Origin of the sequence: Klebsiella sp. 4_1_44FAA, from assembly GCF_000238715.1 — a bacterium.
GTDB lineage: Bacteria > Pseudomonadota > Gammaproteobacteria > Enterobacterales > Enterobacteriaceae > Klebsiella > Klebsiella pneumoniae.
On record NZ_JH414803.1, the window covers coordinates 241,971 to 266,672 of the forward strand.

19 protein-coding genes and 1 pseudogene are annotated in these 24,702 nt (G+C 56.2%); 9 read left to right on the forward strand and 11 right to left on the reverse strand.

Features of this window, described 5'->3' with window-relative positions:
- Positions 1-4: 4 nt before the first annotated feature.
- Positions 5-436, reverse strand: coding sequence for a prepilin peptidase-dependent pilin (ppdD, locus tag HMPREF1024_RS07195; RefSeq protein WP_009309252.1), 432 nt, complete (start codon positions 434-436; stop codon positions 5-7).
- Between the two features lie 181 nt (positions 437-617).
- Positions 618-1,511 (reverse strand): carboxylating nicotinate-nucleotide diphosphorylase, encoded by an 894-nt coding sequence (gene nadC, locus HMPREF1024_RS07190; protein WP_002888684.1) that lies wholly within the window; start codon positions 1,509-1,511, stop codon positions 618-620.
- 133 nt (positions 1,512-1,644) lie between these two features.
- Between nadC and ampD the strand changes: the two genes are divergently transcribed.
- Complete coding sequence (ampD, locus tag HMPREF1024_RS07185) at positions 1,645-2,208, forward strand: 1,6-anhydro-N-acetylmuramyl-L-alanine amidase AmpD (protein ID WP_002888692.1); 564 nt, start codon at positions 1,645-1,647, stop codon at positions 2,206-2,208.
- Positions 2,205-3,059, forward strand: a complete 855-nt coding sequence (gene ampE / locus HMPREF1024_RS07180) for a beta-lactamase regulator AmpE (RefSeq protein WP_004177406.1) — start codon at positions 2,205-2,207, stop codon at positions 3,057-3,059. Before ampD ends, ampE begins: the two co-directional genes overlap by 4 nt.
- Before the next feature lie 235 nt (positions 3,060-3,294).
- Here the strand turns inward: ampE and HMPREF1024_RS07175 are convergent, their stop codons facing one another.
- From HMPREF1024_RS07175 to aroP, 3 genes are all read right to left on the reverse strand, one after another.
- On the reverse strand, positions 3,295-4,245 hold the full coding sequence (locus HMPREF1024_RS07175) for a family 43 glycosylhydrolase (RefSeq protein ID WP_004177405.1): 951 nt from the start codon (positions 4,243-4,245) through the stop codon (positions 3,295-3,297).
- Positions 4,245-5,651 (reverse strand): glycoside-pentoside-hexuronide (GPH):cation symporter, encoded by a 1,407-nt coding sequence (locus HMPREF1024_RS07170; RefSeq protein WP_004145929.1) that lies wholly within the window; start codon positions 5,649-5,651, stop codon positions 4,245-4,247. The genes HMPREF1024_RS07175 and HMPREF1024_RS07170 overlap by 1 nt, the downstream gene beginning before the upstream one ends.
- 184 nt (positions 5,652-5,835) lie before the next feature.
- Entirely contained in the window at positions 5,836-7,206 is a 1,371-nt protein-coding gene (gene aroP / locus HMPREF1024_RS07165; RefSeq protein WP_004147090.1) for an aromatic amino acid transporter AroP, read from the reverse strand.
- A gap of 644 nt (positions 7,207-7,850) precedes the next feature.
- Between aroP and pdhR the strand changes: the two genes are divergently transcribed.
- The 5 genes from pdhR to HMPREF1024_RS07140 all read left to right on the forward strand — a co-directional run bounded on the left by pdhR (position 7,851) and on the right by HMPREF1024_RS07140 (position 15,423).
- Positions 7,851-8,630, forward strand: a complete 780-nt coding sequence (gene pdhR / locus HMPREF1024_RS07160) for a pyruvate dehydrogenase complex transcriptional repressor PdhR (RefSeq protein WP_002888699.1) — start codon at positions 7,851-7,853, stop codon at positions 8,628-8,630.
- A 136-nt stretch (positions 8,631-8,766) separates the two neighbouring features.
- The gene (gene aceE / locus HMPREF1024_RS07155; RefSeq protein ID WP_002888700.1) at positions 8,767-11,430 is read left to right on the forward strand and encodes a pyruvate dehydrogenase (acetyl-transferring), homodimeric type; all 2,664 of its coding nucleotides are present in this window, start codon (positions 8,767-8,769) and stop codon (positions 11,428-11,430) included.
- Positions 11,431-11,444: 14 nt separating this feature from the next.
- On the forward strand, positions 11,445-13,343 hold the full coding sequence (gene aceF / locus HMPREF1024_RS07150; RefSeq protein ID WP_004147092.1) for a pyruvate dehydrogenase complex dihydrolipoyllysine-residue acetyltransferase: 1,899 nt from the start codon (positions 11,445-11,447) through the stop codon (positions 13,341-13,343).
- A gap of 206 nt (positions 13,344-13,549) precedes the next feature.
- A complete protein-coding gene (gene lpdA, locus HMPREF1024_RS07145) occupies positions 13,550-14,974 on the forward strand; it encodes a dihydrolipoyl dehydrogenase (protein WP_002888731.1) in 1,425 nt (474 codons plus the stop codon).
- 164 nt (positions 14,975-15,138) lie between these two features.
- The gene (locus tag HMPREF1024_RS07140) at positions 15,139-15,423 is read left to right on the forward strand and encodes a hypothetical protein (RefSeq protein WP_004177403.1); all 285 of its coding nucleotides are present in this window, start codon (positions 15,139-15,141) and stop codon (positions 15,421-15,423) included.
- Positions 15,424-15,467: 44 nt separating this feature from the next.
- Here HMPREF1024_RS07140 and HMPREF1024_RS07135 read toward each other — a convergent pair whose 3' ends face one another.
- Together HMPREF1024_RS07135 and HMPREF1024_RS07130 are read right to left on the reverse strand one after the other, a co-directional pair.
- Positions 15,468-16,274, reverse strand: coding sequence for a DUF2950 family protein (locus HMPREF1024_RS07135; protein ID WP_009309253.1), 807 nt, complete (start codon positions 16,272-16,274; stop codon positions 15,468-15,470).
- A gap of 11 nt (positions 16,275-16,285) precedes the next feature.
- Positions 16,286-17,893, reverse strand: coding sequence for a DUF3300 domain-containing protein (locus tag HMPREF1024_RS07130; RefSeq protein ID WP_009309254.1), 1,608 nt, complete (start codon positions 17,891-17,893; stop codon positions 16,286-16,288).
- 431 nt (positions 17,894-18,324) lie between these two features.
- Between HMPREF1024_RS07130 and acnB the strand changes: the two genes are divergently transcribed.
- A complete protein-coding gene (gene acnB, locus HMPREF1024_RS07125) occupies positions 18,325-20,922 on the forward strand; it encodes a bifunctional aconitate hydratase 2/2-methylisocitrate dehydratase (protein WP_002888735.1) in 2,598 nt (865 codons plus the stop codon).
- Positions 20,923-21,108: 186 nt separating this feature from the next.
- Positions 21,109-21,471, forward strand: a complete 363-nt coding sequence (yacL, locus tag HMPREF1024_RS07120; RefSeq protein WP_002888737.1) for a protein YacL — start codon at positions 21,109-21,111, stop codon at positions 21,469-21,471.
- 72 nt (positions 21,472-21,543) lie between these two features.
- Here yacL and speD read toward each other — a convergent pair whose 3' ends face one another.
- From speD to HMPREF1024_RS31815, 4 genes and pseudogenes are all read right to left on the reverse strand, one after another.
- On the reverse strand, positions 21,544-22,338 hold the full coding sequence (gene speD / locus HMPREF1024_RS07115) for an adenosylmethionine decarboxylase (protein ID WP_002888739.1): 795 nt from the start codon (positions 22,336-22,338) through the stop codon (positions 21,544-21,546).
- A gap of 24 nt (positions 22,339-22,362) precedes the next feature.
- On the reverse strand, positions 22,363-23,223 hold the full coding sequence (gene speE / locus HMPREF1024_RS07110; RefSeq protein ID WP_002888741.1) for a polyamine aminopropyltransferase: 861 nt from the start codon (positions 23,221-23,223) through the stop codon (positions 22,363-22,365).
- Positions 23,224-23,372: 149 nt separating this feature from the next.
- A complete protein-coding gene (locus HMPREF1024_RS07105) occupies positions 23,373-24,581 on the reverse strand; it encodes an FKBP-type peptidyl-prolyl cis-trans isomerase (RefSeq protein ID WP_032451407.1) in 1,209 nt (402 codons plus the stop codon).
- Positions 24,508-24,702, reverse strand: a pseudogene (locus tag HMPREF1024_RS31815) (hypothetical protein); the annotation flags it as partial. The pseudogene HMPREF1024_RS31815 and the gene HMPREF1024_RS07105, both read right to left, overlap by 74 nt.

Sequence of the window (24,702 nt, forward strand, 5' to 3'; positions counted from 1 at the left end):
GCCCTCACTTCACCCGGAAAACGTCTTCGCAGGCCTGCTGAAGCGCGCTATTGCCGGTGATGGTGCAGACGCGCTGCCAGCCGGTGACGCCCTCGGCATTGTCCCAGGTCGGCGTCAGGGTGACCCCCAGTCCGTTCAGACTCTCCTGACCGGTAAGGGTGACGACCCCTTTGGCCACGCTCATGGCGGAGAGGTAGCGCGTGGTTGTCGGCGAGGGAATGCCGTTGCTGCCGCCGTCGCATGGCGTTAGGCCGCCATGATCGAGCGCACAAAGTTCGATGGCTGTCCGGTAAGGGACAAAGGTCTGCAGCAGGTCGGTGATGGCGGCTTTACGCAGGTAGTTCTGGTAGGCCGGGATGCCGATGGCGCTAAGAATGGCGATGATTCCGATAACCACCATCAGTTCAATCAGGGTAAAACCTCGTTGTTTATCCATAAGTCGCTCCTTGTTGTGACAGGAGCACTGTGAAGGGATTGAGGGGCGCAGGCGAGGGGGCGAAAACGATCCGGGAAAGCGGGTTCCAGGGTTTTTATCTGGATTTCATGGTGAGCACGGGCGACTGCGAGGCGGGCCGCAAATTCAGGCCTTCACGCCCGGAAGCGTGAAGGCCTGTTGCTCAGCGGAAGCGCATCGACAGGTCGAGCGCCTGCACATGTTTGGTCAGGGCGCCGACGGAAATATAGTCGACGCCGGTATCGGCGAATTCGCGGATGGTGTCAAAGGTAACGTTGCCGGAGACCTCCAGCGCCGCCTGGCCTGCGGTAATTTTCACCGCCTCGCGCATCAGGTCGGTGGTGAAGTTATCGAGCATAATGATATCGGCCCCGGCTTTTAACGCCTGCTCCAGTTCATCCAGGGTTTCCACTTCCACTTCCACCGGCACATCAGGATGCAGCCAGAACGCCTTTTCCACTGCCTGACGGATCGATCCGGAGGCGATAATGTGGTTTTCTTTAATCAGGAACGCGTCGAACAGGCCCAGTCGATGGTTGGCGCCGCCGCCGCAGAGTACCGCGTATTTCAGCGCGGTACGCAGCCCTGGCAGCGTTTTGCGCGTATCCAGCAGTTGGGTTTTGGTGCCGGCGAGCAGGTCGACATAGCGACGGACGACGCTGGCGACGCCGGAGAGGGTTTGCACAAAGTTCAGCGCCGTGCGTTCGCCGGTGAGTAGAATACGCGACGGGCCTTCCAATTCGAACAGCGGCTGGTCGGCTTTGACCGCATCGCCGTCGGCCACGTGCCAGGTGATATTCACGTCGTCACCGGCGAGCTGAATAAAAACCTCTTCCACCCAGCGTTTGCCACAGAAGACGCCATCTTCACGAGTAATGACCACCGCATGGGAGCGTGCATCCTGCGGCAATAATTGCGCGCTAATATCGTTGTTGGCGTCGACTTCGCCGCCCAGATCTTCCCGCAGGGAGTGTGCGACAGCATCGGTAATATCGAGATTAATACGTTCCAGCAGCACGTCACGGCGGCGGTCGGGGTTGTAACGACGAGGCGACATGATAAAGCTCCAGATAGATAAGATTCAGAAGTGGGAAACATGCTAACCTGAACGACGTTTCAGTACCATACACACTTCATCCTTTGGGCCGGCGTGTGGCCCGGAAGCATGAGTTCGCGAAAGGAGATCCCGCATGCAGTTGAACGAGGGGTGGTTGGTCGGCGCGCGTCGGGTTCCCTCGCCGCACCATGACTGCCGTCCGGATGAAGAGACCCCTTCCTTACTGGTGGTGCATAACATTAGCCTGCCACCGGGGGAATTTGGTGGTCCGTGGATTGATGCGCTGTTCACTGGTACCCTGGATCCGCACGCGCATCCTTTCTTTGCCGAGATTGCTCATCTGCGCGTTTCGGCGCATTGTCTGATTCGCCGTGATGGCGAAATCGTGCAGTATGTGCCTTTCGATAAGCGGGCGTGGCATGCGGGCGTCTCCTGTTATCAGGGACGCGAACGCTGCAATGACTTTTCCATCGGCATAGAGCTGGAAGGCACCGATACTCTGGCGTATACCGACGCGCAGTACCGGCAGCTGGCGGCGGTGACGGATCTGCTGATCGCGCTTTATCCGGCTATCGCCGAAAACATTGCGGGCCACAGCGATATCGCGCCCGTGCGGAAAACCGATCCAGGACCGGCCTTTGACTGGATAAAATACCGTGCGCTGCTCAGCGCCCCGTCAGAAAAGGAGACCTCATGACGCTGTTTACGACGCTGTTGGTGCTTATCGCCGAACGGCTGTTTAAGCTGGGCGAACACTGGCAGCTTGATCATCGGCTGGAGGTGGCGTTTCGCCGGATAAAACATTTCTCGTTACCGGGCACGCTGCTGATGACGCTGGTGGCTGTCGCGGTCGTGTATATCATTCAGCGTCTGCTGCAGGGGCAGCTGTTTAACATACCGCTGCTGGTGTTCTGGATTTTACTGGGCCTGCTATGCATTGGCGCCGGCAAAGTTCGGCTGCACTACCATGCCTATCTGAAAGCGGCGTCGCGCAATGACAGTCGCGCCTGCGATGCCATGGCCAGCGAGCTGACGCTTATTCACGGCGTGCCGCCGGGCTGTGATGAGCGTGAGTACCTTAGCGAACTGCAAAATGCGCTGCTGTGGATTAACTATCGATACTATCTGGCGCCGCTTTTCTGGTTTGTCGTGGGGGGCGCCTGGGGCCCGCTGACGCTTATCGCCTACAGCGTACTGCGCGCCTGGCAGACATGGCTGGCGCGCTACCAGACGCCGCACCACCGGTTGCAGTCCGGGATCGATGGTATCCTGCATATTGTGGACTGGCTGCCGGTGCGTCTGGTGGGGGTGGTCTATGCCCTGGTGGGCCATGGTGAAAAAGCGCTCCCGGCGTGGTTTGCTTCGCTGGGCGACCGCCATTCGTCGCAGTATCAGGTGTTGACCCGCCTGGCGCAGTATTCCCTGGCCCGTGAGCCGCACGTGGATAAAGTAGCGACGCCGAAGGCTGCGGTATCGATGGCTAAGAAGACTTCGCTGGTGGTAGTGGTGATTATGGCGCTGCTGACGATTTACGGTACCCTGGTTTAACGGCCTGAGCCCGCGCGCTGCCTGCCACGATGTACGTACCTGCGGGGCTTTTGTTGCCTGATGGCGCTGCGCTTATCCGGCCTGGCGAGTCACCCGCAGGCTCACGTCACGTAGGCCCGGCAAGCAACAGCGCCGCCGGGCGATATATCAGACGCCGTGCTGGTCATGTTGCCGGGTGGCGGCTTCGCCTGACCCGGCCTGGAGAACCCGCGCCAGCGGGTAACATTCCGAACCGCTACAGCGTATCCGCCGGTGGAATACCGAAGTCGGGCATCCCGTCTTCCCGCCAGCTGACCAGCTTTAACCGCGTATGGCGATTGGGATCATACAGCGGGTCGCCTTCTATCTCAGTGTAATTCCGCGCGTGATACACCAGCACATCTTCCCCTTCCGGCGTTTGGGTAAAACTATTATGACCTGGGCCATACTGGCGGTTTTCATAGCTGGTGCGGAACACCGGCTGCGGAGCTTTATGCCAGTTTGCCGGCTGCAGCGGATCGGCCTGCCGGTCGATCCATAACAACCCCATGCAGTAGTTTTCATCGGTGGCGCTGGCGGAATAGCTGATAAATAGCTTATCGCCATGCATCAGTACCGCAGGCCCTTCGTTGACCTTAAATCCCCGGCACTCCCAGTCGAACTCCGGCTTGCTCAGCATGACCGGCTCGCCTTTTAACGTCCACGGGTTAGCCATTTCGGCGAGATACAGGTTTGAGTTGCCTTCGATATGCGGGGATTTTTGCGCCCACAGATACCAGCGTTTCCCCTGATGGGTAAAAGTGGTGGCATCGAGGGCGAAGGTATCGAAAGGCGTGACCACCTGGCCTTTTTCCTGCCAGCGGCCGGTCAGCGGATCGCTGTCAGCGCACTCGAGAACGAACATGCGATGCTGGAACATCCCCAGCGCATCCAGATCGTGAGTATGGGTGGCGGCAAAATAGATATACCACTTACCGTCTATTTCATGCAGCTCCGGCGCCCAAATCAGCTGGCTCATCGGCCCGCTTTGCGGCGCGCGCCAAACCACGACCGGCTCAGCATCGCGTAATCCTTCAAGGGTTACCGCGCGCCGGATCTCCAGCCGGTCGTATTCCGGCACCGAGGCAATAAAGTAGTAGTGGCTAAGATGGCGCAGGATAAAGGGGTCTGCACGCTGTTCAATAAAGGGGTTTGGCCAGTTGTTCATCAGGCTTTCCTTACGTGTTCACTGGTTTTCAGTTCCTGGTATTCGTTCAGCTCGCTGTAGTTGCTGCGGCGCTTCTCCAGATCGCTCTGAATCTGGCGCATCAGGGTACGGTCAACCTTCAGCAGGCGCACCACGCCGGCGGTGATCAGATAGCCGACGCCGGGAATGACTGAGAATAGCAGCACGATACCGTTCAGCGCGGAGGCGCTTTGCGCTTTCGCGCCGGCGTCGTAGCCGTACCATGACAGCAGGAAACCGACCATTGCCCCGGCGACCGCCAGGCCGACCTTGAGGAAGAACAGATTACCGGAGAAGCTGATACCGGTGATGCGCTTGCCGGTTTTCCATTCGCCGTAGTCATCAACGTCGGACATTAGCGACCAGTGTAGCGGGGAAGGGATTTGATGCAGAATGTTGAGCAGGAAGTAGAGCACCATAATCAGCGTGGTGGCGTGTGGATTAAAGAAATAGAAGGCGCAGGAGAACACGGCCAGCACGATATTGGTCCAGAAGAAAACCTGCAGTTTGCACCAGCGGTCGGTCAGGACTTTCGCCAGCATGCTGCCAATCATCATCCCAACTACGCCGAGGCTGATAAACAGGGTGGCAAAATGGGTGCTTTGTCCCATCACCCAGGTGACGTAGTACATGGTGGCGGCCATGCGGATAAAGCCCGGACAGACGTTGCACAGCGTGAGCAGCAGGATGCGCACCCACTGGTCATTTTTCCAGACGTCTTTCAGATCTTTTTTCAGTTCGTCATTCGTCTGCACCGCCGGGCGGATACGTTCGCGCACGGTGGCGAAGCAGAACAGGAACATACACATACCGATAAAGGCCAGCACGGTCATCGCCATCTGGTAGCCCTTCGCTTTATCGGCGCCGCCGAACCAGTCGGCCATTGGCAGCAGCGTCAATGACAGCAGGAGCGTGGCGATACCCACCATGACGAAACGATAAGACTGGCAGGCAACACGCTCTTTCGGATCGGCGGTCATCACCGTTCCCAGCGAGCAGTAGGGAATATTAATCGCGGTATAGGTAATCGACAGCAGAAAGTAGGTCACAAACGCATAGATGACTTTGCTATTGTAGGTCCACTCAGGAGTGGTGAACATCAGGACGCTGAACAGGGCGTAGGGGAAGGCGATCCACAGCAGCCATGGACGAAAGCGACCATATTTACTACGGGTGCGGTCGGCAAGAGCGCCCATGATAGGGTCGGTTACCGCATCGATGACTCGCACCGAGAGCAGAAGTACGCCGACCAGCGCCGGCGCCAGTCCGAATATATCAGTGTAAAAATAGTTCACAAACAGCATGATGGCGCCAAAGATAATATTGCATCCGGCATCACCCATCCCGTAACCAATCTTTTCTCTTATTGAAAGCGTGTTCTCTGCCATGTGCGGTCTCTCCGTTGCAGTATGGAGAGAATTATTGGCTGCGGTTGGCAGAAATACGTTGCAGGAACTCGTTGACGATATGGATAAATAAGCTATGGAGGGGAAAGTGTGAAGCAGATAACAATGCTCTGCGCCCATTATTCAGGGGAGGGCGCAGAGCAAAGTGAAGTATTGATGAGATGTATTATTGTGCTTTTATGGTGGCGGCGGCTTTCTCTTTAAACAGGTAGCCCACGCCCAGCACCGCAATCCATACCGGGATCAGCCAGACGGAAATCGCCATCCCCGGGGTCATCAGCATAATCACCAGCACCGCCGCCATAAACAGCAGGCACAGCCAGTTGCCCAGCGGATAGAAGAGGGCCGGAAAACGCGTGACCACGCCCTGCTGCTTTTTGGCACGACGGAATTTCATATGCGCGAGGCTGATCATCGCCCAGTTGATGACCAGGGCCGAGACCACCAGCGCCATCAGCAGACCGAAAGCAGATTCAGGCGCCAGGTAGTTGATCAGCACGCACAGCGCAGTGACCAGGGCCGAGACGAGAATGGTATTCACCGGCACGCCGCGTTTGTCGACGCTGAGCAGCGCTTTTGGCGCGTTGCCCTGCTGAGCAAGGCCGAACAGCATACGGCTGTTGCAGTACACGCAGCTGTTATAAACCGACAGCGCTGCCGTCAGCACCACCACGTTCAGAGCATTTGCCACCAGCGTATCGCCAAGTTCATGGAAGATCAGGACGAACGGACTGGTGTCCGCGGTGACGCGGGTCCACGGCAGCAGGGAGAGCAGCACCGCCAGCGAACCAACATAGAAGATCAGAATACGGTAAATAACCTGATTGGTGGCTTTAGGAATGCTTTGCTCCGGATTATCCGCTTCCGCGGCGGTGATCCCCACCAGCTCCAGGCCGCCAAAGGAGAACATGATGATCGCCATCATCATCACCAGCCCGTAAAAGCCGTGCGGCAGGAAGCCCCCCTGGTCCCACAGGTTACGTACCGTCGCCTGCGGGCCGCCGTTGCCGCTGAACAGCAGCCAGCCGCCGAACAAAATCATCGCCACTACGGCGACCACTTTGATAATCGCGAACCAGAATTCCATTTCACCGAACACTTTGACATTGGTCAGGTTAATGGCGTTGATGGCGATGAAGAAGACCGCCGCCGAGGCCCAGGTAGGGATTTCCGGCCACCAGAACTGGATATATTTGCCAACGGCGGTCAGTTCCGCCATGGCCACCAGGACATACAGTACCCAGTAGTTCCAGCCGGAGGCGAAGCCGGCAAAACCGCCCCAGTATTTGTAAGCAAAGTGGCTAAATGAGCCGGCCACCGGCTCTTCCACCACCATTTCGCCCAGCTGACGCATGATCAGGAAAGCGATAAAACCGGCGATAGCGTAACCAAGAATGATACCCGGGCCGGCGGACTGAATGACGGACGCGCTCCCCAGAAACAGGCCGGTGCCGATAGCCCCGCCCAGCGCGATGAGCTGAATGTGACGGTTTTTCAGGCCGCGCTTCAGCCGATCGCCGTGCTGTTGACCTTCCATATGAAACCTCGTGTGTGGTTATTTTTTGTGTACGTCATCCGTCAGGTTGCTGCTTCACTGCTGTCCCTGCCTGAAAGCATAGCTAGCGAAAATTTGGGCGAAGTGGCCCACTTTTTACCTGAGTGATGGCGCGCACATATTGTTGTGTTTGTGTATTCAGGAACTTCCGTTTCTGTATTGTTTTGTTTACGGAAGGCTGTGTGGTAATTCCGAAAAAAGGCCTTTCGTCTCCGGCAGAATAGTGGTAAGCGCGTTTGAATGCACCTGCTTTATGAAGGGATGATGACGATGTGTCTAAAAAGACATCAATAGTCACAATCTGTCGTATTTTGATGCATGCTGCTTTGTCATTATTTATTCAATATAAATGACTTTGTATTCATTTATTGCAGCGTTGAATCGGTTCAGAAAGCGTAATTTTTCGTTTCTATTAAGTTAAGGCTACCTCTTTGTGAGTAAAAGTAACATTTGTGCAAGGTTACATTTCTGAAATGTTATTTCTGTAAGGTTGTTAAAATGTCCCGGGTTTACTGATTTCAATCAAAACCTGTATGGACAGAAGGTGAATACTTTGTTACTTTAGCGCTACGAACTTTAAATTGGTAAGACCAATTGACTCCGGGCTAATGGCAGAGACAGGGAATATGGCCTACAGCAAAATCCGCCAACCAAAATTATCCGATGTGATAGAGCAGCAGCTGGAGTTTCTGATTCTTGAGGGGACCTTGCGCCCCGGTGAAAAACTCCCGCCAGAACGCGAACTGGCTAAACAGTTCGACGTTTCCCGCCCCTCGCTGCGTGAGGCGATTCAACGCCTCGAAGCCAAGGGCTTGTTGCTTCGTCGTCAGGGAGGTGGAACGTTTGTTCAGAGCCGCCTGTGGCAGAGCTTCAGCGATCCGCTGGTTGAGCTGCTGTCCGATCACCCTGAATCCCAATTCGATCTGCTTGAGACCCGTCACGCGCTGGAAGGCATCGCGGCCTATTACGCGGCGCTGCGCAGCAATGATGAGGATCGCGACCGTATCCGTGAGCTGCATCAGGCTATTGAACGCGCTCAGCAGTCGGGCGATTTGGACGCTGAGTCCGGCGCCGTCGTCCAGTATCAAATCGCCGTCACCGAGGCGGCACACAATGTGGTGTTGCTTCATCTGCTAAGGTGTATGGAGCCGATGTTGGCGCAAAACGTGCGTCAGAACTTTGAATTGCTGTATGCCCGGCGGGAAATGCTCCCGTTGGTCAGCAACCATCGCACTCGCATTTTCGAGGCGATAATGGCCGGGGAGCCGGAGCAGGCGCGTGAAGCGTCGCACCGTCACCTGGCGTTCATTGAGGAAATTTTGCTGGATCGTAGTCGTGAGCAGAGCCGTCGAGAGCGCTCACTGCGTCGTTTACAGCAACGAAAGGACGAGAACTCTGGTTCTTAAGCGCCATTTTTAGAGCGCGGCAACTAAACGCAGAACCTGTCTTATTGAATTTTTGGTTGTTCCAGCGTGAAGAACGAAGAGTTCAATGGGACAGGTTCCAGATTAATCAACGATTAGATAGATAAGGAATACCCCCATGTCAGAACGTTTACACAATGACGTGGATCCGATCGAAACTCGCGACTGGCTACAGGCGATCGAATCGGTCATCCGTGAAGAAGGTGTTGAGCGCGCTCAGTATCTGATTGACCAACTCCTTTCTGAAGCCCGTAAAGGCGGAGTGAAGGTTGCTGCAGGCGCTTCCGCCGGCAACTACGTCAACACTATTGCCGTTGAAGATGAGCCGGAATACCCGGGCAATCTGGATCTGGAACGTCGCATTCGTTCTGCGATTCGCTGGAACGCCATCATGACCGTTCTGCGCGCGTCGAAAAAAGATCTCGAACTGGGCGGCCACATGGCGTCCTATCAGTCTTCCGCGACCTTCTACGAAGTCTGCTTCAACCACTTCTTCCGTGCGCGCACTGAGAAAGATGGCGGCGATCTGGTGTACTTCCAGGGTCACATCTCTCCGGGCGTATATGCACGTGCGTTCCTGGAAGGCCGTCTGACCGAAGAGCAGATGGACAACTTCCGCCAGGAAGTTCACGGCAAGGGGCTGTCCTCTTATCCGCACCCGAAACTGATGCCGGAATTCTGGCAGTTCCCGACCGTATCCATGGGTCTGGGGCCGTTGGGCGCTATCTATCAGGCCAAATTCCTGAAATATCTGGAACACCGCGGTCTGAAAGACACCTCCGAACAAACCGTTTACGCCTTCCTGGGCGACGGCGAGATGGATGAGCCGGAATCAAAAGGCGCTATCACCATCGCCACCCGTGAAAAACTGGACAACCTGGTCTTCGTCATCAACTGCAACCTGCAGCGTCTGGACGGCCCGGTCACCGGTAACGGCAAAATCATTAACGAACTGGAAGGCATCTTCGGTGGTGCTGGCTGGAACGTTATCAAGGTTATCTGGGGCGGCCGTTGGGATGAGCTGCTGCGTAAAGACACCAGCGGTAAGCTGATTCAGCTGATGAACGAAACCGTTGACGGCGACTACCAGACCTTCAAATCCAAAGACGGCGCTTACGTTCGTGAGCACTTCTTCGGCAAATATCCGGAAACCGCTGCCCTGGTCGCTGACTGGACTGACGAGCAGATCTGGGCTCTGAACCGCGGTGGTCACGATCCGAAGAAAGTCTACGCTGCATTGAAGAAAGCGCAGGAGACCAAAGGTCAGCCGACCGTGATCCTGGCGCATACCATTAAAGGTTATGGTATGGGCGATACCGCTGAAGGTAAGAACATCGCGCACCAGGTTAAGAAAATGAACATGGACGGTGTTCGCTACGTCCGCGATCGTTTCAATGTGCCGGTGGCGGATGCCGATCTCGAAAAACTGCCGTACGTAACCTTCCCGGAAGGTTCCGAAGAGCACACTTACCTGCACGCTCAGCGTCAGAAGCTGAACGGCTATCTGCCGACTCGTCAGCCGAAGTTCACTGAGAAACTCGAGCTGCCGACCCTGGCCGACTTCAGCGCGCTGCTGGAAGAGCAAAACAAAGAAATCTCTACCACTATCGCTTTCGTTCGCGCCCTTAACGTGATGCTGAAGAATAAGTCGATCAAAGATCGTCTGGTGCCGATCATCGCCGACGAAGCGCGTACCTTCGGTATGGAAGGTCTGTTCCGTCAGATCGGTATTTACAGCCCGAACGGCCAGCAGTATACCCCGCAGGACCGTGAGCAGGTTGCTTACTACAAAGAAGACGAGAAAGGCCAGATTCTGCAGGAAGGGATCAACGAGCTGGGCGCAGGCGCATCCTGGCTGGCTGCTGCGACCTCTTACAGCACCAACAACCTGCCGATGATCCCGTTCTACATCTACTACTCGATGTTCGGCTTCCAGCGTATCGGCGATCTGTGCTGGGCGGCTGGCGATCAGCAGGCTCGCGGCTTCCTGATTGGCGGGACTTCCGGTCGTACTACCCTGAACGGCGAAGGTCTGCAGCACGAAGATGGTCACAGCCACATTCAGTCGCTGACTATCCCGAACTGTATCTCTTACGACCCGGCGTACGCCTATGAAGTGGCTGTCATCATGCATGATGGTCTGGTCCGTATGTACGGCGAAGCGCAAGAGAACGTTTACTACTACATCACTACGCTGAACGAAAACTACCACATGCCGGCCATGCCGGAAGGCGCCGAGGAAGGTATCCGTAAAGGTATCTACAAACTCGAAACCATCGAAGGTAGCAAAGGTAAAGTTCAGCTGCTGGGCTCCGGTTCTATCCTGCGTCACGTGCGTGAAGCAGCGCAGATCCTGGCGAAAGACTACGGCGTGGGTTCCGACGTGTATAGCGTTACCTCCTTCACCGAACTGGCGCGTGATGGCCAGGATTGCGAACGCTGGAACATGCTGCACCCGCTGGAAACCCCGCGCGTGCCGTATATCGCTCAGGTAATGAACGACGCTCCGGCAGTGGCATCCACTGACTATATGAAACTGTTCGCTGAGCAGGTTCGTACTTACGTACCGGCTGATGATTACCGCGTACTGGGTACCGATGGCTTCGGTCGTTCCGACAGCCGTGAAAACCTGCGTCACCACTTCGAAGTCGATGCTTCCTATGTGGTCGTAGCAGCGCTGGGCGAACTGGCTAAACGTGGTGAAATCGATAAGAAAGTGGTGGCTGACGCTATCGCGAAATTCGACATCGATGCAGAAAAAGTTAACCCGCGTCTGGCGTAAGAGGTAAAAGAATAATGGCTATCGAAATCAAAGTACCGGACATCGGGGCTGATGAAGTTGAAATCACCGAGATCCTGGTCAAAGTTGGCGACAAAGTAGAAGCTGAACAGTCGCTGATCACCGTAGAAGGCGACAAAGCCTCTATGGAAGTCCCGTCTCCGCAGGCTGGCGTCGTGAAAGAGATTAAAGTCTCCGTCGGCGACAAAACCGAGACTGGCAAACTGATTATGATTTTCGATTCCGCCGAAGGTGCAGCCGCCGCTGCACCTGCGCAGGAAGAGAAGAAAGAAGCCGCTCCGGCCGCCGCTGCTCCAGCGGCTGCCGCGGCAGCGAAAGAAGTTCACGTCCCGGATATCGGCGGCGATGAAGTCGAAGTCACTGAGATCATGGTTAAAGTGGGCGACACCATCGCCGCTGAGCAATCCCTGATCACCGTAGAAGGCGATAAAGCCTCTATGGAAGTTCCGGCGCCGTTCGCCGGTACCGTCAAAGAGATCAAAATCAATACCGGCGATAAAGTTTCCACCGGCTCCCTGATTATGATCTTCGAAGTGGCGGGCGCTGCGCCTGCAGCCGCTCCGGCACAGGCTGCCGCGCCGGCTGCTGCGGCTCCGGCTGCCGCAGCAGGCGTGAAAGATGTTAACGTCCCGGACATCGGCGGCGACGAAGTTGAAGTCACCGAAGTGATGGTTAAAGTCGGCGATAAAGTCGCGGCGGAACAGTCCCTGATCACCGTAGAGGGCGACAAAGCCTCTATGGAAGTTCCGGCGCCGTTCGCGGGTACCGTTAAAGAGATCAAAATCAGCACCGGCGATAAAGTCAAAACCGGTTCCCTGATTATGGTCTTCGAAGTGGAAGGCGCTGCGCCTGCCGCCGCTCCGGCTCAGGCTGCTGCCCCGGCACCAGCTGCTGCCCCGGCTCAGGCCGCTAAGCCTGCCGCTGCGCCGGCTGCGAAAGCAGAAGGTAAAAGCGAATTCGCTGAAAACGATGCCTACGTTCACGCGACCCCGCTGATTCGCCGCCTGGCGCGCGAGTTCGGTGTTAACCTGGCGAAAGTGAAAGGCACCGGCCGTAAAGGTCGTATCCTGCGCGAAGACGTTCAGGCTTACGTGAAAGACGCGGTTAAACGCGCTGAATCCGCACCGGCGGCTGCCGCTGGCGGCGGTATCCCGGGCATGCTGCCGTGGCCGAAGGTTGACTTCAGCAAGTTTGGCGAAGTCGAAGAAGTGGAGCTGGGTCGTATCCAGAAAATCTCTGGCGCCAACCTGAGCCGTAACTGGGTGATGATCCCACACGTTACCCACTTCGACAAAACCGATATCACCGATCTGGAAGCGTTCCGCAAGCAGCAGAATGCCGAAGCTGAGAAGCGTAAACTGGACGTGAAATTCACTCCAGTGGTCTTCATCATGAAAGCGGTTGCCGCTGCGCTTGAGCAGATGCCGCGCTTCAACAGCTCGCTCTCCGAAGATGGTCAGCGCCTGACGTTGAAGAAATACATCAACATCGGTGTGGCGGTGGATACCCCGAACGGTCTGGTGGTTCCGGTCTTCAAAGACGTGAACAAGAAGAGCATCACCGAGCTGTCTCGTGAATTGACCACCATCTCGAAGAAAGCGCGCGATGGCAAACTGACGGCTGGCGAAATGCAGGGCGGTTGCTTCACCATCTCCAGCATCGGCGGCCTGGGTACCACCCACTTCGCGCCGATTGTTAACGCGCCGGAAGTGGCCATCCTCGGCGTGTCTAAGTCCGCGATGGAGCCGGTATGGAATGGTAAAGAGTTTGTGCCGCGCCTGATGCTGCCGATCTCTCTGTCCTTCGACCACCGCGTCATCGACGGTGCTGATGGTGCCCGCTTCATTACCATCATTAACAACACCCTGAGCGACATTCGCCGCCTGGTGATGTAATCGAAAAAGCCGGCCTGACGGCCGGCTTTTTTCTGATAACCTCAGGCTGTTGGGGATTATCAGCAACAAAGGACAAAATCGTTTGCCGTTTGTTGTTTAAAAATTGTTAACAATTTTGTAAAATACACGCGGATAGAACGTCCCGGTGGACTTGGGCGTAAGAATAATAGCGTCAGACCCGCCGGATATAAATTACAGAGGTCATGATGAGTACTGAAATCAAAACTCAGGTCGTGGTACTTGGGGCAGGCCCCGCAGGTTACTCTGCAGCCTTCCGTTGCGCTGATTTAGGTCTGGAAACCGTCATCGTAGAACGTTACAGCACCCTCGGTGGTGTTTGTCTGAACGTGGGTTGTATCCCTTCTAAAGCGCTGCTGCACGTGGCAAAAGTTATCGAAGAAGCGAAAGCGCTGGCCGAACACGGCATCGTTTTCGGCGAACCGAAAACTGACATTGACAAGATCCGCACCTGGAAAGAAAAAGTCATCACTCAGCTGACCGGTGGTCTGGCTGGCATGGCCAAAGGTCGTAAAGTGAAGGTGGTTAACGGTCTGGGTAAATTTACCGGCGCTAACACCCTGGAAGTGGAAGGCGAAAACGGCAAAACCGTGATCAACTTCGACAACGCCATCATCGCGGCGGGTTCCCGTCCGATTCAGCTGCCGTTTATCCCGCATGAAGATCCGCGCGTATGGGACTCCACCGACGCGCTGGAACTGAAATCTGTACCGAAACGCATGCTGGTGATGGGCGGCGGTATCATCGGTCTGGAAATGGGTACCGTATACCATGCGCTGGGTTCAGAGATTGACGTGGTAGAAATGTTCGACCAGGTTATCCCGGCTGCCGACAAAGACGTGGTGAAAGTCTTCACCAAACGCATCAGCAAGAAATTTAACCTGATGCTGGAAACCAAAGTGACTGCCGTTGAAGCGAAAGAAGACGGTATTTACGTTTCCATGGAAGGTAAAAAAGCACCGGCGGAAGCGCAGCGTTACGACGCAGTGCTGGTCGCTATCGGCCGCGTCCCGAACGGTAAAAACCTCGATGCAGGTAAAGCGGGCGTGGAAGTTGACGATCGCGGCTTCATCCGCGTTGACAAACAAATGCGCACCAACGTGCCGCACATCTTTGCTATCGGCGATATCGTCGGCCAGCCGATGCTGGCGCACAAAGGTGTCCATGAAGGCCACGTTGCCGCAGAAGTTATCTCCGGTCTGAAACACTACTTCGATCCGAAAGTGATCCCATCCATCGCCTACACTGAACCAGAAGTGGCATGGGTCGGTCTGACCGAGAAAGAAGCGAAAGAGAAAGGCATCAGCTACGAAACCGCCACCTTCCCGTGGGCTGCTTCCGGCCGTGCTATCGCTTCTGACTGCGCAGACGGTATGACCAAACTGATCTTCGACAAAGAGACCCACCGTGTTATCGGCGGCGCGATTGTCGGCACCAACGGCGGCGAGCTGCTGGGTGAGATCGGCCTGGCTATCGAGATGGGCTGTGACGCTGAAGACATCGCCCTGACCATCCACGCTCACCCGACTCTGCACGAGTCCGTTGGCCTGGCGGCGGAAGTGTTCGAAGGCAGCATCACCGACCTGCCAAACGCCAAAGCGAAGAAAAAGTAACTTTTTCTTTCAGGAAAAAAGCATAAGCGGCTCCGGGAGCCGCTTTTTTTATGCCTGATGTTTAGAACTATGTCACTGTTCATAAACCGCTACACCTCATACATACTTTGAAAATAGTCACTCAGTAAACTTATAGGCAGTTAACGATATCGATGAGGTGTGAGATGAAACGCTTTTTAACCACAGCGCTGGTCGCTGCAACGTTTTTTACCGGTGTGGCTTACGCCGCTGACGCCAACATTCCCTGGGCGGACAACAGCGGCGGTACGGAAACGACCCACATTGCGGCGATGGGCCAAGATCTGAATGCCCAGCATCAGCAGGTGACGAAGACCAATGAAGGGGTATGGGCGGCGAATTCCGGTAGCATCAGCGCTGACGAAGCGGCATTATCCAGCACAAAACCAGCCTTTGCCGGCGATCCTTCTCTGATGCCTCACCAGGGCTAAGTGAATGAAAACGCCCGGTTGCGTGAGTGCAACCGGGCGTTTTTTTAAGGTTCTGCCACCTGCCAGCCGGCGTCAGCGTCGGGGGTAAAGCGCGTTATCTCCTGTGCCTTTGCGGCGCTCTCTTCACCGAGATTGGCCTGATAGACCCTATCCTGTTGATCGATCATAAAGCTCATCACGCCGGTTTCACCCCAGGCTATCGGCCAGGCCAGCAAGGCGACGCTCTGGTCATCGCGACCGGCGATAATTCGAAAGCGATAGCCATGGTAGCCGCTACCGGGCACCGTCGGGCTAAAGGCCGGACCGAGCGGGCTTGGCGCTTCGCCCGGCGAAGTTGGCCAGTACAAGCCATCTTTTTTGCCTTCGCTACTGATGATTTTCTGCGCCCAGCGGTGGTTCAGATGATAATAGTCCTGCTGGGCATCAACATAGGCATGCATGGCGGCGATCGCCGACAGCTCATTGCGGCCGATGGCGCGGGTGAGGATCTCCTCTTCGCCAGCGGCCATATCAAAGCGCCATCCCTCAGACGTTTTTACGATAGGCACGGGCAGACGCCATGCCTCGCTACCGACATCGAGCCAGGCTTTGTCACCCTGCAGGATGATGACATGTTTCACCTGCCAGTCGCGTTGAAAGCGATCGACGGCGGCAGGGTCGATCCCGTCCGTGGGTAAAAACTGCTGCCAGTTATCGCCGAGTACTTCGCTCAGCGCGGCTTCATTAGGCTGGCTGATCGCTTCGGCCAGCGCAGCTGCGGCCTGTTCCGGCGTGGCAAACTGCTGTTGGGCGAAGGCGGCAAGCGGCGACAGCATTAACGTAAACAGGGCAACGGATAATGGGTTTCTCATTCTGCTCATCCTTAGCGGCGACGCAGTTCATGGTGTTCGGAAAGACGTTCTCTGGCGCCATCGCGTAACTCGCGGTTTACGCCGGAAAACTGGCGGCTCTGCAGTCCTCGTTCCTGCTGCGCTTGCCAGGAGGGGGCGCGGCTTTCGTTGCCGCTAAGGGCGTTGGCGCGCAGATGGCTGAGCGTCTGCTGACGCTGGGCTGGCGTGGCGGACTGGAACTGCTGCCGGCGCTGCTGCTGCTGAGGTGTGCGGTTCTGCTCGTGGCTCCTGGCGGCTTCTCGACGCTGCTGTTGCTGCGGCGTGGGGTTTTTCAGCTGCGTTTTTGCCGCCTCGCGACGCTGCTGTTGGGTCGGCGTACTGTCGTAACCGCGGTAATTACTGCGTTGGGTGGCTTGCTTCAGCTGCGCCGAGGCCGCCTGACGCTGGGCGTCGCGTGAGGTGTTGTTTGCCGCCAGATTGCCCGCTGTGGCCGTCGGTACGTTATGCTGCAGCTGGGTCATCGCTGCCTGGCGCTGCGCTTCGCGATCGACTGGCGCATGTTGGGTCGCGCTCAGTCCGCCGGAAACGTTGGTCTGATGGAAGCGCTGAGCTACCGTATTATCGGGATACGGTGTGTGTCCGCGATAGGCAGGATTGTGCTGCCAGTTAACGTGGTTTCCCGGCAGGTTTTCTCCTGTTATATGATTGAAATTATTTACATTAATATTGATGTTATCGCCATTATGCGAGTAATCGCCGTGGTGGTAGTCGTCATCGTGATGGTGATGGTCATCATCATCCCAGTCGATACTGCTGAACAGCGCCCAGGTGGTGGCCACGCCGAGGCTGTACCCGAAGCCTTTGACGAAGCTATCGGTAAATTGCTCCCCGGGAGGGGGCGGCAGATAGACCGGCGGATAGGCGCTGTTCGGCCAGGTACCATAGACGGTGGAGGGGTTATAGCTGGGAACATAGACCACCTGTGGATTGGTCGGCTCTATTTTAATGACCTGCGTGGGCGCAGGCGCCGCTGTGTGGGCGGTTGCGGTTGCTGCCGTGCTGCTGCTGGCTGAAACCGGTGCGACAGGGGTGACAATCACTTTCTGCTGCGGTGTGGATTTCAGCGTCCCGGTTTGTTGGGCAATGGCGCGCAGGCGCTGCACTGAATCCATCACATCATGCGGCTGGGCCAAAAACGCATTGCCAAGATTTTCCACCCAGGGCGGATTCTCGCCCATCATCGCCAGCAGGGCAGGGAAAGCGACAAGAGATTTGACGCTAGGGTCCCACGGCTGGCTGGCAACCGCCTGCACGGCCGCATCCCCTTTCATCGCGGGGTTATCCTGGGACCACTGGACCGCCTGCAGGACGTTGTCGGGATAAGTGGAGGCCATCAACACCTGCGACAGTAGGCTGTCCGGGTAGAGCGCGATAGGGGCGACCCACTGATCAATTTGCGCCTGGGTGTAAGTGGCGGCCACCGGCTGTGTCGTCGACGCTGCGGGCGCTGGAGCTTGCTGCGCAGGCGGTTCAGCGATCGTCGCTGGGGTTCGGCTTTGCACATAGAGTGTTCCTGCCGCCGCGAGTAAGCCAGCGCTACAGAGCAGGGCGATAATATGGGGTTTGAACGGCAGTGACATGGAAACTCCTGACCCAAAAAGTAACCCATCTCGCTAAAGTATCTGCGAAAACGGCGCGTTTGCTGAGTATAAGTAAGCGGTATGGCTTTTTATTGATTATTGTTGGGATCGGCCCGTGGCGTTGTACGCGGAAAGGAATTTTTGTCGCGGGATTTGAACAGAAAGCCTGCAATATCCTGCCCTTAACGATTCAGCTAAATTTTAATGTTGCTTTTTTGTAAACAGATTAACACCTTTCAAAAATCCTGCTATGCTGCCGACGCGGTATCGGGCATTTACCCTACAAACTGCTGTCTCACAGGAGCGTGAAGAAAATCGCCCAGCCACTAAATCCTTCAAGATGCGTCACGCGGCAAGCTAAGCCAGGACAGAGGCAGATTGATTGAAGACGTGTAGGCCGCATTATGACAATGAGAGCGAGGAGAACCGTCGTGCTAGAAGAATACCGTAAGCACGTAGCTGAGCGTGCCGCCATGGGGATTGTTGCCAAACCCTTAGATGCAACCCAAATGGCCGCGCTGGTAGAACTGCTGAAAAACCCGCCTGCGGGCGAAGAAGAATTCCTGTTAGACCTGCTGATTAACCGTGTACCGCCGGGCGTCGATGAAGCCGCCTATGTTAAAGCTGGATTCCTTGCCGCGATCGCCAAAGGCGAAGCGACCTCCCCCCTGGTTACCCCTGAAAAAGCCGTTGAACTGCTGGGCACCATGCAGGGCGGTTACAATATCCATCCGCTGATCGATGCGCTGGACGACGCGAAACTGGCGCCGATTGCCGCGAAAGCGCTCTCCCATACCCTGCTGATGTTCGATAACTTCTACGACGTGGAAGAGAAAGCCAAAGCGGGTAACGAGCATGCTAAACAGGTTATGCAATCCTGGGCTGACGCCGAGTGGTTCCTGAACCGTCCGCAGCTGGCAGAAAAAATCACTGTTACCGTCTTCAAGGTCACCGGCGAAACGAACACCGATGATCTCTCTCCGGCGCCGGATGCGTGGTCGCGTCCGGATATCCCGCTGCATGCGCTGGCAATGCTCAAAAACCCCCGCGAAGGCATTGAGCCGGATCAGCCGGGCGTGGTTGGCCCAATCAAACAGATCGAAGCCCTGCAGCAGAAAGGCTACCCGCTGGCCTACGTCGGCGACGTGGTCGGGACCGGTTCTTCACGTAAATCCGCCACCAACTCGGTGCTGTGGTTTATGGGCGACGATATCCCGAACGTGCCGAACAAGCGCGGCGGCGGCCTGTGTCTGGGCGGTAAAATCGCGCCAATTTTCTTCAACACCATGGAAGATGCGGGCGCGCTGCCTATCGAAGTTGATGTGTCTAACCTGAACATGGGCGACGTAATCGACGTTTACCCCTTCAAAGGCGAAGTGCGTAACCACGAGACCAACGAACTGCTGGCCAGCTTCGAGCTGAAAACCGATGTGCTGATCGACGAAGTGCGCGCCGGCGGCCGTATTCCGCTGATCATCGGTCGTGGTCTGACCACCAAAGCGCGTGAAGCGCTGGGCCTGCCGCACAGCGATGTCTTCCGTCAGGCGAAAGACGTGGCGGAAAGCACCCGCGGCTTCTCGCTGGCGCAGAAAATGGTTGGCCGCGCCTGCGGCGTTGCCGGTATCCGTCCGGGCGCTTATTGCGAACCGAAAATGACCTCCGTCGGTTCTCAGGACACCACCGGTCCAATGACCCGTGATGAGCTGAAAGACCTGGCGTGCCTGGGCTTCTCTGCAGACCTGGTGATGCAGTCCTTCTGCCACACCGCGGCCTACCCGAAGCCGGTTGACGTTACCACGCACCACACTCTGCCGGACTTCATCATGAACCGCGGCGGTGTTTCTCTGCGTCCGGGCGATGGCGTGATTCACTCCTGGCTGAACCGCATGCTGCTGCCGGATACCGTGGGTACCGGCGGTGACTCCCACACCCGTTTCCCAATCGGCATCTCCTTCCCGGCAGGCTCTGGTCTGGTGGCCTTCGCCGCCGCGACCGGCGTGATGCCGCTGGATATGCCGGAATCGGTGCTGGTGCGTTTCAAAGGTAAAATGCAGCCGGGGATCACCCTGCGTGACCTGGTCCACGCCATCCCGCTGTACGCCATCAAGCAGGGCCTGCTGACCGTGGAGAAGAAAGGTAAGAAAAACATCTTCTCTGGTCGCATCCTCGAGATCGAAGGTCTGCCGGATCTGAAAGTCGAGCAGGCGTTCGAGTTGACCGATGCCTCGGCTGAGCGTTCTGCCGCCGGCTGCACCATCAAACTGAATAAAGAGCCGATCGTTGAGTATCTGAACTCTAACATCGTTCTGCTGAAGTGGATGATCGCCGAAGGCTACGGCGACCGCCGTACCCTGGAGCGTCGTATCCAGGGCATGGAAAAATGGCTGGCGGATCCGCAGCTGCTGGAAGCCGATGCTGACGCGGAATACGCGGCAGTGATCGACATCGATCTGGCGGATATTAAAGAGCCGATTCTGTGCGCGCCGAACGATCCGGACGATGCCCGCCTGCTGTCTGATGTGCAGGGCGAGAAGATCGACGAAGTGTTCATCGGCTCCTGCATGACCAACATCGGCCACTTCCGTGCCGCCGGTAAGCTGCTGGACAGCCACAAAGGCCAACTGCCGACTCGCCTGTGGGTGGCGCCGCCAACCCGTATGGATGCCGCGCAGCTGACCGAAGAAGGCTACTATAGCGTGTTTGGTAAGAGCGGGGCGCGTATCGAAATCCCTGGCTGTTCCCTGTGTATGGGTAACCAGGCGCGCGTGGCCGACGGCGCGACGGTGGTTTCCACCTCTACCCGTAACTTCCCGAACCGTTTAGGTACCGGCGCTAACGTCTATCTGGCCTCTGCCGAACTGGCAGCGGTGGCTTCGCTGCTCGGCAAACTGCCGACGCCGGAAGAGTACCAGACCTTCGTGGCGCAGGTGGATAAGACGGCGGAAGATACCTACCGTTATCTGAACTTCAACCAGCTGGATCAGTACACTGAAAAAGCTGACGGCGTGATCTTCCAGACCGCGGTGTAAACCATTCGGTCAGCCCGGCTGACCGTTTGGCGATAAACTCTCCAATGCCCGGTGAACATTGCATCACCGGGCATTTTTATTTCCAAACCTCCCGCCCGCTACGCTTTTTTTCTTTCTGTCTGCTGCGATAATTACTGCATGGGTACAGTGCAGCGGTGACGCATTGCCCTTGCAGAGGAAAAGACTATGGATTACGAATTTCTGCGCGATATTACCGGAGTGGTAAAGGTGCGAATGTCGATGGATCACGAGGCGATCGGCCACTGGTTCAACGAGGAGGTGAAAGGCAATCTTGCTCTGCTGGACGAAGTGGAGCAGGCGGCGCGCACCGTGAAGGGCAGCGAGCGTTCCTGGCAGCGTGCCGGGCATGAATATACGCTGTGGCTGGATGGCGAAGAGGTGATGATCCGCGCCAATCAGCTGGAGTTTTCCGGCGACGAAATCGAGGAGGGGATGAGCTACTACGACGAAGAAAGTCTCTCTCTGTGCGGTGTTGAGGATTTCCTGCAGGTGGTCGCCGCCTATCGTGAGTTTATGCAGCAGCGTTAATGACGCCTTTTATGTCGGGTGGCGCAGAACTACAGGCCCGGCAAGCAAAAGCGCCGCCGGGCATTTCATAGATTACACGGCAGGAATATTGCGGCCGTAGTAAATCTCGCGCATCTCTTTCCATAGCAGGTCGGTAATGACCTTGCGCTCTTCGGCAGTCAACTCTTCCGGTCGGGTATGGAACATGTAGTGCTTAAGGTCGAACTCCTTGAGCAACATTTTGGTATGGAAGATATTTTCCTGATAAACGTTGACGTCGACCATGTCATACAACGACTTCATATCGTCGGACATAAAGTTCTGAATCGAATTGATTTCATGATCGATAAAATGCTTCATCCCATTGATATCGCGGGTAAAGCCGCGCACACGGTAGTCAATGGTCACAATGTCCGATTCCAGCTGGTGAATCAGATAGTTCAGCGCTTTAAGCGGGGAAATGACGCCGCACGTTGAAACTTCGATATCGGCGCGGAAGGTGCACAGGCCGCCCTCCGGATGGCTCTCCGGGTAGGTATGCACGCAGATATGGCTCTTATCGAGATGGGCGACCACGGTTTCCGGTAGCGGGCCAGGATGTTCGGTCTGGTCAATCAGCTTGGGATCGACAGGCTCTTCGCTGACCAGAATGGTCACGCTGGCGCCCTGGGGTTCATAATCCTGACGGGCGATATTCAGGATATTGGCGCCAATAATAGAACAGGTTTCTGTCAGGATCTCCGTCAGGCGATTGGCATTATAGAGTTCGTCGATATAGGCGATGTAGCCGTCGCGCTCTTCTGCCGTTTTGGCGTAACAGATATCGTAGATACAAAAACTCAGGCTTTTGGTCAGGTTGTTAAAGCCGTGCAGCTTCAATTTTTTCAATTTAGTTCACCCCCTTATTTCGCGTCACGGTGCGGACAGAGCATCATGCAGATATTGTGGTAAGGCGAAGGCCGCCGTATGGATTGCCGGATTGTAGTAACGGCAGGTCAGGTTGGCTTTGTGAAAGCGCGCCTGAATGATTTCGCTGGAGAGATGGCGCAGCGCCTCATTGTCGCTCGCCCAGGCAAAGGTCATGATCCCGCCGTAATAGGTTGGAATTGCCGCCTGGTAGAAGCTGACGTCGCGAAAATAGTGGCTTAGCTTGCGATGGCTGCCTACCGCTTCATCCTGTTGCAGGAAGCAGACGCCATTCTGGGCAACAAAGATCCCACCCGGGTTCAGGCAGCGTTTGCAGCCTTCATAAAAAGCCGAGGTGAACAGGCTTTCTCCCGGGCCGATAGGATCGGTACAGTCCGAAATGATCACGTCAAACGTTTGCGTCGTCTGATTAACAAAATTGACGCCATCATCAATCACCAGCGTAAAGCGCGGATCGTCATAGGCGCCGGCGTTATGGTTCGGCAGGTACTGGCGGCAGAATGAAACTACCCCGGCGTCGATTTCCACCATGGTGATGGTTTCGATGCTACGGTGACGAGAGACTTCGCGCAGCATCGCGCCATCGCCGCCGCCAATGATCAACACATGCTTCGCGTTGCCGTGAGCCAGCAGCGGCACATGGGTCATCATTTCGTGATAGATGAACTCGTCGCGTTCGGTGGTTTGTACGACGCCATCCAGCGCCATCACCCGGCCAAAGGCGCGGTTATCAAAGATGATCAGATCCTGATGATCGGTTTTTTCGTGGTACAGCACGTTATCAACGCTAAAATACTGACCAAAATGGTCATGCAGCGTTTCATGCCACAGTGGATTATCGGCCACGATAAGGCTCCTCCTTCGTTAACATCTGTTACACCCGTAAAACGAGTGCAACATCATAGACAACTATAGATGAGGATGCACGGCGGTTATTGCAGCAATGAGGCAGGAATAACAGCCACCGCCCCGGAAGGGCGGTGGAGAGGATGAGGCTATTTTGCCGGCTCGGGTTGGCTATCTACTATCCGCACGGAATAAACCATGGTGGCGCCTGGCGGGATTTTTGGCGGTAATCCTTTACTGCCATAGGCCTTTTCAGGCGGGACGACGAGCGTCACAGAGCCGTGGTTCTGTAGACGCTTCAGCGGTTCGCGAAACACCGGGGGATAGGCATCCAGCTTTTGCGTAAGCGCCTGATCTTTCGCTTCCATATCGTTGATCACCGTCCCGTCCGTCAGCATCTCTTTGATCACCACGGTAACCAGGTCGTTACCGCTTATTTTTCCTTTACCCGGGTAATCGACGCGGCTGTAGACGCCCTCTTTAAAGACCACATCTTTTTTGCGCGCAAACGCCTGCTGATATTTCTTGCCGGCACTGATGTTTTTCTGCTCTATTTTATTCAGGTTCTGATAAACCTGCTGCGACACATCAAACAGCGCTTTGTTACGTTCCTGCTCTCCGAGACGAAGCTGGCCGCGAAAGGCATCTTCGATGCCCTGCAACACCAGGCCTGCGTCGACGGTAACTCCCTGAGTGCGACGGGTGGTAAGGACGTTGAGCGCCTCGCTTCCCATCGAGGCGCCGATCGCATAAGCCTGCTGTTCTCCCGATGCGCTGAGTTTGGCAGCGGCGCTCTCGCCGCTGCGCGTTTTGGACTGTACAGAAAGCTGCGTTCTCAGCAGTTCGATTTCATCTTCTTTCATCCGTAGCTGGGCGTTGTCTTTATCCGCCTGCAAGCGATAGGCTGCCACTATGGCCGCCATCTCTGGTGGCTCATTTTTTGGCGCAGCGGCGTCGTTAGCGGGGCCATGCGGCGCTTTATCCGCGGCGGCCAGCCGGGTGGACAGTGATTGTTTATCGGCGTTAAGGGCTTTGACCTGATCGAGGGCAGCCTGCTGCGTCTTTTCCGCAGCGGCGAGGCGAATAGTCAGCGACTGCTTATCGGCGTTAAGGGCCTTAACCTGCTCGAGGACGGCCTGTTTCTCTTTTTCCGCGGCGGCCAGCCGGGTCGCCAGCGGCTGTTTGTCAGCGTTAAGCGCTTTAGCCTGGTCAAGAGCGGCCTGCTGCGCCTTCTCCGCAGCGGCGAGGCGAATAGTCAGCGACTGCTTATCGGCGTTAAGGGCCTTAACCTGCTCGAGGACGGCCTGTTTCTCTTTTTCCGCGGCGGCCAGCCGGGTCGTCAGCGGCTGGTTTGTCAGCGTTAAGCGCTTTAGCCTGGTCAAGAGCGGCCTGCTGCGCCTTCTCCGCAGCGGCGAGGCGAATAGTCAGCGACTGTTTATCGGCGTTAAGGGCCTTAACCTGCTCGAGGACGGCCTGCTG